Source organism: Cupriavidus sp. 01L46 (assembly GCF_056399905.1).
Window position 1 is genome coordinate 1 of sequence record NZ_JBFTSF010000253.1, and the last position, 9367, is coordinate 9367.

Sequence of the window (9367 nt, forward strand, 5' to 3'; positions counted from 1 at the left end):
ATGTATTCCTTCACCGATGCGCTCAACGGCGAGCAGCTGACGCTGCGCCCCGAGGGCACGGCGGCCGCGGTGCGGGCCACCATCGAGCACAACCTGCTGTACGACGGCCCCAAGCGCCTGTGGTACACCGGTCCGATGTTCCGCCACGAGCGTCCCCAGCGCGGGCGCTATCGCCAGTTCCACCAGCTCGGCGCCGAGGCCCTCGGCTTTGCCGGCCCGGACGTGGATGCCGAGATCATCATGATGTGCCAGCGCCTGTGGGATGACCTGGGCCTGGTCGGCGTGCGCCTCGAACTCAATTCGCTGGGCCAGGCCGAAGAGCGCGCCGCGCACCGCGAAGAACTGATCAAATACCTGGAAGGCTTCCAGGGCATTCTTGACGAAGATAGCAAGCGCCGCCTGTACACCAACCCGCTGCGGGTGCTGGATACCAAGAATCCCGCGCTGCAGGAAATGGCAAGCAACGCGCCCAAGCTGATCGATTTCCTGGGCGAGGAGTCGCTTGCCCACTTCGACGGCGTGCAGCGCCTGCTCAAGGCCAACAACATCCCGTTCAAGATCAATCCGCGCCTGGTGCGCGGGCTGGACTACTACAACCTGACGGTGTTCGAGTGGATCACCGACAAGCTCGGTGCGCAGGGCACCATCGCCGGCGGCGGCCGCTACGATCCGCTGATCGCGCAGATGGGCGGCAAGGCGGCACCGGCTTGTGGCTGGGCGATGGGCATCGAGCGCATCATTGAACTGCTGCGCGAGGAAAAGCTCGTGCCGCAGGCGGAAGGCGCCGATGTGTACCTCGTCCACCAGGGCGAAGCGGCTGGCCAGCAGGCCATGATCATCGCCGAGCGCCTGCGCGATGCCGGCCTCGACGTGCTGCTGCATGCCACGCCCGACGGCAAGAGCGGCAGCTTCAAGTCGCAGATGAAGCGCGCCGACGGTAGCGGTGCGGCCTATGCCGTTATCATTGGCGAGGATGAGGTGGTGGCGGGCACGGCACAGGTCAAGGGCCTGCGCCAGGGCGCCCAGGCCGAAGGCGGCGGCGCGCAGGTGACGGTGGAGGCTGAAAAGCTGGTCGACCACATCATCGACGCCATGGTTGGCGCCAGCGAGTAAGCCTGCAGGTCAGCGGCGGCATCGGAACCAGGGACCGCAAGAGCGCGGTCCTTCATACAAACAAACGCGGGTGGATCCCTCGACATGGCTTACGATCTAGAAGAACAGGAACAGCTTGAGAGCCTCAAGGCCTGGTGGCGCCAGTACGGCAACACCGTGACCTGGGCCTTGATCGCCGGCTTGCTGGCCTTCGCTGCCTGGAGCGGCTGGAACTACTGGCAGCGCAAGCAGGCTGGGGAAGCGGCGCTGCTGTACGAGCAGGTGKTCAAGGCGGCCGAGAGCCGCGATGTCGAGCGGATCAARCGCGCCGCCGGCGACCTTGAGGAAAAGTTCGGCAAGACCGCCTACGGCCCCATGACCGCGCTGGTATCGGCCAAGGTGCTGTACGATGCAGGCGACCTGGCTGGTACGAAGGCCCAGTTGCAATGGGCGATCGACCACGGCGATGGCGAGTATGCTCACCTCGCGCGCGTGCGCCTGGCTGGCGTGCTGCTTGACGAGAAGGCCTACGACCAGGGCCTGGCACTGCTCAAGGACGAGCCGCCGGCACCGTTCGTGGCGCTGTATGCGGACCGCCGGGGCGATCTGCTGGCTGCCCAGGACAAGCGCCCGGAAGCCCGCTCGGCCTACCAGAAGGCGCTCGACAAGCTGAGCGCCAATGATGCAGCCATGCGCCAGATCATTCAGTTCAAGCTTGACGCGCTGGGCACCGCCTGACGGCGGTTGGCCCGGCTCGCCGACAGGCCMGCGGGATTCGCATGCCATGCATGCCCCGCTTGCCCGCACCCTTGCGCCTCAACTTAAATCAGGATCGGAACCTCATGAAGTCATTGTTTTCCGGCACGGCCCAGAACCAGCAACACGGCAAATCTGTCCGCGGCCTGGTGGTGGCCGCCGCTTGTGCGGCCAGCGTCGCCAGCCTGGGCGGCTGCTCGCTGTTCAGCAAGGCTGACAAGCGCACGCCGGTCGAACTCAAGCCGATCACCCAGACGCTGTCGGTGCGCCAGGCCTGGAAGGCCAGCGTTGGCAAGAGCGGCCCGTACTCGCTGCAACCCGCCGTCTCCGGCGGCACCGTCTATGCATCTGCCAACGGCGGCAAGGTGCTGGCGCTCGATGGCGTCACGGGACGCACCCTGTGGGAGGCCAAGACCGACATCGACCTGACTTCCGGTCCCGGCAGCGACGGCACCGTCACGGCGGTGGCGGGCGAGAAGGGCGCGGTCTTTGCCTTTGACGCCAGCGGCAAGCAGATCTGGAAGAAGCAGGTCAACGGGGAGGTTCTCTCGGCGCCGCTGGTCGGCAACGGCCTGGTGGTCGTGCGCACGACCGATACCCGGGTGCTTGGCCTGGATGCGCAGACCGGCGAGCGCCGCTGGATCTACCAGCGCTCGCAGACCGCGCTCAACCTGCGCGCCTCGATGGGCATGGTGTTTGCCGRCGACGGCATCGTGATGGGCTTCCCCGGCGGCAAGCTGGGTGTGCTGGCTCCGGGCAACGGCGTGCTGCGCTGGGAGAGCACGGTTTCCTATCCGAAGGGCGTGTCCGAGATCGAGCGGCTTAACGACGTGACGGGCCAGCCCATGGTCAATGGCCGCCAGGTCTGCGCGACTACCTTCCAGGGCCGGATCGCCTGCCTTGAGCTGACCAATGGCCAGCCGCAGTGGGGCAAGGATTTCTCTTCGCCGACCGGCCCCGCGCAGGATGACACTTCGCTGTACGCCGGGGACGAGCGCTCCGTGGTCCATGCATTTGACCGCCAGAACGGCACTGAACGTTGGAAGAACGATCAACTGCTGTATCGCCGTCTCGGCACGCCGCTGGCGGTGGGACGTTCGGTGGTGGCGGGCGATTACGAAGGCTATGTACACTTCTTGTCGCGCGAGGACGGCCAGTTCGTGGCACGCCTGAAGACCGATGGCAGCGAGATTACCGCTGCGCCGGTGATGGCGGGCCCGTCGCTGGTGGTACAGACACGCGACGGCAACCTCTACGGCTTCGTGCCGGACTGAGGCGGTCGACATTCATGGCGACTGTCCGTGCACCTGTCGGCACGGGCGGCGCCAATCCGGTAGCACGGCCCTTCTGGCCGTGCAGGTGAACGAGGTCGGGTTGCAATGCAAGCCTGATCACCCGACAGGAAAAGTGGCCAGGCGCGCGACGCCCGGCCGTCGGACCCATATCACTCCGGAGTTCCTGGGGGGCGGCATCTGCCGGCCCCCATTTCCGTTTATTGCATGAAACCAGTTATCGCTCTGGTCGGCCGTCCCAATGTGGGCAAGTCGACGCTATTCAACCGCATGACCCGATCGCGCGACGCGCTTGTCGCCGATCTGCCCGGGCTCACGCGCGATCGCCACTATGGCGAAGGCCGCATCGGTGAACGTCCGTTCATCGCCATCGACACCGGCGGCTTCGAGCCGGTGGCCAAGGAAGGCATCGTTGCCGAGATGGCCAAGCAGACCCGCCAGGCGGTGGTCGAGGCCGACGTGGTGATCTTCCTCGTCGACGGCCGCCTCGGGCTGGCGCCCCAGGACCGGGTGATCGCCGATTACCTGCGCAAGACCGGGCGCCGCGTCATGCTGGCCGTGAACAAGGCCGAGGGCATGAAGTACACCACCGTGGTGTCGGAGTTCTACGAGCTTGGCATGGGCGACCCCTATGCCATTTCGTCGACCCACGGCGACGGCGTGCGCGAGCTGGTCGACGAGGCGCTGGAGCTGGCGGTGAAAGAGCGCCCGGAACTCGCCGAGGAAGACGAGGGCGCCCAGCGCGGCGTCAAGATCGCTATCGTGGGCCGGCCGAACGTGGGCAAGTCCACGCTGGTCAACACCCTGATCGGCGAAGAACGCGTGATCGCGTTCGACATGCCCGGCACCACGCGGGATGCCATCTATGTGGAGTTCGAGCGCGGCGGCAAGCCCTATACGCTGATCGACACGGCGGGCCTGCGCAAGCGCGGCAAGGTGTTCGAGGCCATCGAGAAGTTCTCGGTGGTCAAGACGCTGCAATCGATCGCCGATGCGAACGTCGTGGTGCTGCTGCTCGACGCGCAGCAGGACGTGTCGGAGCAGGATGCGCACATCGCCGGCTTCATCGTGGAATCCGGGCGCGCGCTGGTGGTTGGCGTCAACAAGTGGGACGGCCTCGACGGCCATAGCCGCGACCGTATCAAGCACGATCTGGAGCGCAAGCTGCAGTTCCTGGACTTCGCCAACTTCCACTTTGTGTCGGCGCAGCAGCGCACGGGCATCAGCGCGCTGCTGCGCTCGGTGGACGACGCGTATGCCGCGGCCATGGTCAAGCTGCCCACGCCGCAGCTCACTCGGATCCTGCAGGAAGCGGTCGAGTTCCAGCAGCCGCGGCGTGTCGGCGCGACGCGGCCCAAGCTGCGCTACGCGCACCAGGGCGGGTCRAATCCGCCCATCATCATCGTGCACGGCAATTCGCTTTCCGGCATCGCCGACACCTATCGGCGCTATCTCGAAAACCGTTTCCGCTCGGCTTTCAAACTGAAGGGCACACCGCTTCGCATCGAATTTAGAACGAACAAAAACCCATATGCCGACTCGAAGGATTGAGTCAGTCGACGGGAGCCGAGGCGGGCAAGTTTCGTTTGCGTTCGTTTGGAACTGAGGCTAAATTCACGGTAGCAGGGGGTTCCCTGCGAGGCGATGCTAGCTTGGTACCGTTTTGATCTTTTTTTGGCGCGGTTTGCGCCGTTTGACTTGAATCGGGGATTACCGTCCCCATCATCTATCACTAAATCTATAAATTTGGAGTGTGCCATGAGCAACAAAGGGCAATTGCTACAAGACCCGTTCCTGAACGCGCTGCGCAAAGAGCACGTACCGGTTTCCATCTACCTCGTCAATGGCATCAAGCTGCAAGGCAATATCGAGTCGTTCGACCAGTACGTCGTCCTGTTGCGCAACACCGTGACGCAGATGGTCTACAAGCATGCGATTTCCACCGTCGTACCGGCCCGCGCCGTGAATTTCCGCGTGGACGAAACGGCTGAAGGCTGATCATTCGCGGATAGCACCGCAGTTTTCCGGCAGGCCAGTCGTACCACGGCACGGCCGCCAGTTGCCGGTGTCGCGCAGGGGCCAGATGCTCCGGCGCGACACCAAAAGACGCCAGCCCATCCTGGCTGCAAAGTGGCCACGGACACGGACATGCTTCACCCTGGTGCATTCCGCCACGGACAGCGTCCCTGCTTCAAGCGTCTTCCCCCGGCCAGGGCTCCTGCCTAACGGCGCCAGCCGCTGCCATCTGGTAGCCTCCAACCCGTTTTCCTTTCTCGCGTTTCGCGATCCTCCCGTTTGCAATCTAGAGCCACTTCCAATTCCGAGTCTTCCMGCGCCATCCTCGTTGGTGTCGATTTCGGCAAGCATGATTTCCAGGAAAGCCTGAGCGAGCTGGCGTTGCTGACGTCGACCGCGGGGTCCACGCCGGTGCACACGCTGACCGGACGCAGGTCCCGTCCCGACCCGGCGCTGTTCATCGGTTCCGGCAAGGCGGAGGAACTGAAGGAGGCCGCCGATGCACTCGATGCCGACGTGGTGGTGTTMAACCACTCGCTCAGTCCTGCCCAGCAACGCAATCTCGAGCGCTTCCTGCAGCGTCATGTCATCGACCGAACCGGGCTGATCCTGGACATCTTCGGCCAGCGGGCGCAGAGCCACGTCGGCAAGGTGCAGGTCGAGCTCGCCCAGGTCCAGTACCAGGCCTCGCGGCTGGTCCGCGCCTGGAGCCACCTGGAGCGGCAGAAGGGGGGCATTGGCATGCGTGGCGGCCCGGGCGAGCGCCAGCTCGAGCTCGACCGCCGCCTGCTGGACGAGCGCGCCAAGCGGCTGAAGGCTGACCTGACGCGACTGCAGCGCCAGCACAGCACCCAGCGGCGCGCGCGCGCGCGCAACGACACCCTGAGCATCTCGCTGGTCGGCTATACCAACGCAGGCAAGTCGACGTTGTTCAACGCCCTCACCAAGGCCAGGGCCTACGCCGCGGACCAGCTGTTCGCCACGCTGGATACCACTTCGCGCCGGCTGTACCTGGAAGGCGTGGGCAACGTGGTGCTGTCGGATACCGTGGGATTCATCCGCGACCTGCCGACCCAGCTGGTGGCCGCGTTCCGCGCCACGCTGGAGGAGACCGTGCACGCGGACCTGCTGCTGCATGTGGTCGATGCTTCCAGCCCGGTGCGCCACGAGCAGGTCGAGCAGGTCAACCGTGTGCTGGCCGAAATCAATGCCGACGACATCCCGCAGATCGTGGTGATGAACAAGATCGACGCGTCGCCGGAACTGCTCGAACTGGGCCCCCGCGTGGAGCGCAACGAAGAGGGTGTGCCGACCCGCGTGTTCGTCAGTGCACGCGACGGCATCGGCCTGGATACCTTGCGCGAGGCGCTGGTGGAAGTGGCGCGCTRGCTGGCCGAGCGCCCGCCAGAGCGTCCCCCGCTGGATCCGCGCCTTGCCGATGCGCAGCCTTACCCGGATGACGATCTCGACAGCGATTTTGACGGCGATGACACCCGGGTGGATCCGGAAGAACCCGACACGCAGTGAGCCAGTTCGACGGAAATCGCAGCCAGATTGCCCCAAATGGGTAAAAGTGGCGTCGATGACTGTTAGAATCCCCCTGTTCCAACTATCCCGGACCCGTGCACTTCATGCCCCTGTTTCCCCGGAATTCTGAATCGAGCCATGCCTTTGGCAGCCGCGCAGGTGGCCGCAACGGCGGCCATGCACCGTCGCGAACGGCCTGGCAGCGTTTGCGCGCGATCCTGTCTTTGAACGATCCCCGTTGGGGTAGGGGCGGCCCGGATGACGAAGACAAAGACAAGGACAAGGACAAGGATAGCCGCGACAACAATCGCCAGCAAAACCAGCGTCCGCCCCAGGATGGCCCGCCCGACCTCGACGAGCTCTGGCGCGATTTCAACCGTCGCCTGAACGGCCTGCTTGGCCGCAAGGAAAACGGTGGTGGCGGCAACCAGGGCTTTGGCGGCGGTGCGCGTACGCCGGGCAAGGGTTCGGGGATCGGCGCCGGCGTGGTGGTGATCGCAGCGGTCGGCATCTGGCTGGCCAGCGGTTTCTTCATGGTGCAGGAAGGCCAGACCGCCGTTATCCTCCAGTTCGGCAAGTTCAAGTACACCACGGGCCCGGGTATCAACTGGCGCCTGCCGTACCCGATCCAGTCCGCCGAAATTGTCAACCTGTCGGGCGTGCGCTCGGTTGAAGTGGGCCGTTCCACCTCKATCAAGGACAGCAACCTGAAGGACGCGTCGATGCTGACGCAGGACGAGAACATCATCGACGTCCGCTTCACGGTGCAGTACGACATCCAGGACGCGAGCGAATTCCTGTTCTACAACAAGACCGACCGTGGTGGCGACGAAGAACTGGTGACCCAGGCTGCAGAAACCTCGGTGCGCGAGATCGTCGGGCGCAACAAGATGGACGCGGTGCTCTACGAGAACCGTGAACAGATTGCCCAGAATCTGGCCAAGTCGATCCAGTCGATCCTGACCGCGTACAAGACCGGCATCCGCGTGATTTCCGTCAACGTCCAGAGCGTGCAGCCGCCAGAGCAGGTCCAGGCCGCCTTTGACGATGTCAATAAGGCCAGCCAGGACCGCGAACGCGCTATCAGCGAAGGCCAGGCCTACGCCAATGACGTGATTCCGCGCGCCAAGGGTACCGCCGCGCGCCTGAACGAAGAAGCCGAAGCCTACAAGGCGCGAGTGACCGCCCAGGCCGAAGGCGATGCCTCGCGTTTCCGCCAGGTCCAGGCCGAGTATGCCAAGGCCCCGCAGGTGACGCGTGATCGCATCTATATCGAGACCATGCAGCAGATCTATACCAATTCGACCAAGGTGCTGGTGGATTCACGCCAGGGCAACAATCTCCTCTACCTGCCGCTGGACAAGCTGATGTCGCAATCGGCGGTGGATGCGCGCGCGCCGGCTTCCGGTGCCGCGCAGGCCCCTGCCGCGGGCAGCGGCACGTCTCCCGCGCCCGATGCCAGCGGCGATAACCGGTCGCGCGAGCTGTTGCGCAACCGTGACCGCGATTCGCGCTGAGGAGACCCGACATGAACCGACTGATTTCCGTAGTAATCGGCCTCTTCATCGTGCTGGCGATCGGCTCCTCGATGGTGTTCGTGGTGGACCAGCGTCAGTACGCCGTGGTGTTCGCCTTTGGCCAGATCAAGCAGGTGGTGAACGAGCCGGGCCTGCACTTCAAGTTGCCGCCGCCGCTGCAGAACGTGATTTTCATGGATCGCCGCCTGCTGACGATCGACGTGGCCGCTTCGGAGCGTTTCCTGACGGCTGAGAAGAAGAGCATGGTGGTGGACTGGTTCGTCAAGTGGCGCATCACCGATCCGCGCAAGTTCTACGTGGCCTTCAATGGCAACATCCGTGGCGCGCAGGACCGCATGACCCAGCGTATCGACTCCGTCGCCCGCGAGGAATTCGGCAAGCGCACGGTGGCGGAGCTGGTGGCCGGCGAGCGCGAGAAGGTGATGCAGAATATCCGCTCCGCGATGGCCGACTATGCGCAGTCCGTGGGCGTCGAGATCATCGACGTGCGTCTCAAGCGTGTCGACCTGCTKCCCGCGATCAGCGAATCGGTGTACCGCCGCATGGAAGCCGAGCGCAAGCGCGTGGCCAATGAGCTGCGCTCCACCGGCGCGGCCGAGGGCGAGAAGATCCGCGCCGATGCCGATCGTCAGCGTGAAGTCGTGCTGGCCGAGGCCTACCGCGATGCGCAGAAGATCAAGGGCGAGGGCGATGCCCGCGCCTCGCAGATCTACGCCGAATCGTTTGGCCGGGATCCCCAGTTCGCGCAGTTCTGGCGCAGCATGGAGGCCTACCGCAATACGTTCCGCGACAAGCGCGACGTGCTGGTGCTGGAGCCCAATTCCGACTTCTTCCGCTATATGCGGTCGTCGGGCGGCGCAGCGGCGCCGGCGGCAGCGCCTCCGGCGAGCCGTCGCTAAGCTAGGCGGTTCCGTCCGCCAGGCGCTTCGACAAAACCCCGGCTTGCCGGGGTTTTGTCCGGCTGGAGGGGTGGCCAGCGAGGCTCCCGAGGGGCGTCGCTGCCGTCTCATCCGCCATGCCAGGTGACTGGCTCCCCGCTTGCGGCTGGCGCCTACGGCACGGCGCGCGGCGGGATCGAATTTCAACGGGTGGCTCAAGGCCCCCCGGCAACTGTGTGAAGTGAAGAGATTTACCATGTCCAATCAC

General features: G+C 64.8%; 8 protein-coding genes. All 8 read left to right on the plus strand.

The genetic code is table 11. The features are described 5' to 3' along the window. The coding region (hisS, locus tag AC1DS3_RS30085; protein WP_477128549.1) for a histidine--tRNA ligase at positions 1-1113 on the plus strand (1113 nt) is incomplete at its 5' end. 84 nt (positions 1114-1197) lie between these two features. After that, complete coding sequence (locus AC1DS3_RS30090; protein WP_477128550.1) at positions 1198-1830, plus strand: YfgM family protein; 633 nt, start codon at positions 1198-1200, stop codon at positions 1828-1830. A gap of 104 nt (positions 1831-1934) precedes the next feature. Further along, positions 1935-3122, plus strand: coding sequence for an outer membrane protein assembly factor BamB (gene bamB, locus AC1DS3_RS30095; protein WP_477128551.1), 1188 nt, complete (start codon positions 1935-1937; stop codon positions 3120-3122). A 225-nt stretch (positions 3123-3347) separates the two neighbouring features. Continuing rightward, entirely contained in the window at positions 3348-4691 is a 1344-nt protein-coding gene (gene der / locus AC1DS3_RS30100) for a ribosome biogenesis GTPase Der (RefSeq protein ID WP_043347450.1), read from the plus strand. Positions 4692-4898: 207 nt separating this feature from the next. After that, positions 4899-5138 (plus strand): RNA chaperone Hfq, encoded by a 240-nt coding sequence (gene hfq, locus AC1DS3_RS30105; RefSeq protein ID WP_006157757.1) that lies wholly within the window; start codon positions 4899-4901, stop codon positions 5136-5138. A 297-nt stretch (positions 5139-5435) separates the two neighbouring features. Next, positions 5436-6683, plus strand: coding sequence for a GTPase HflX (gene hflX, locus AC1DS3_RS30110; protein WP_477128552.1), 1248 nt, complete (start codon positions 5436-5438; stop codon positions 6681-6683). A 104-nt stretch (positions 6684-6787) separates the two neighbouring features. Next, the gene (hflK, locus tag AC1DS3_RS30115; RefSeq protein ID WP_441640351.1) at positions 6788-8200 is read left to right on the plus strand and encodes an FtsH protease activity modulator HflK; all 1413 of its coding nucleotides are present in this window, start codon (positions 6788-6790) and stop codon (positions 8198-8200) included. Positions 8201-8211: 11 nt separating this feature from the next. Next, positions 8212-9120, plus strand: a complete 909-nt coding sequence (gene hflC, locus AC1DS3_RS30120; RefSeq protein WP_441640352.1) for a protease modulator HflC — start codon at positions 8212-8214, stop codon at positions 9118-9120. The last annotated feature ends 247 nt before the right edge of the window (positions 9121-9367 follow it).

Bases quoted from the DNA above. Each gene is read 5' to 3' on its own strand.
- hfq (WP_006157757.1), top strand. From the start codon at position 4,899: ATGAGCAACAAAGGGCAATTGCTACAAGACCCGTTCCTGAACGCGCTG.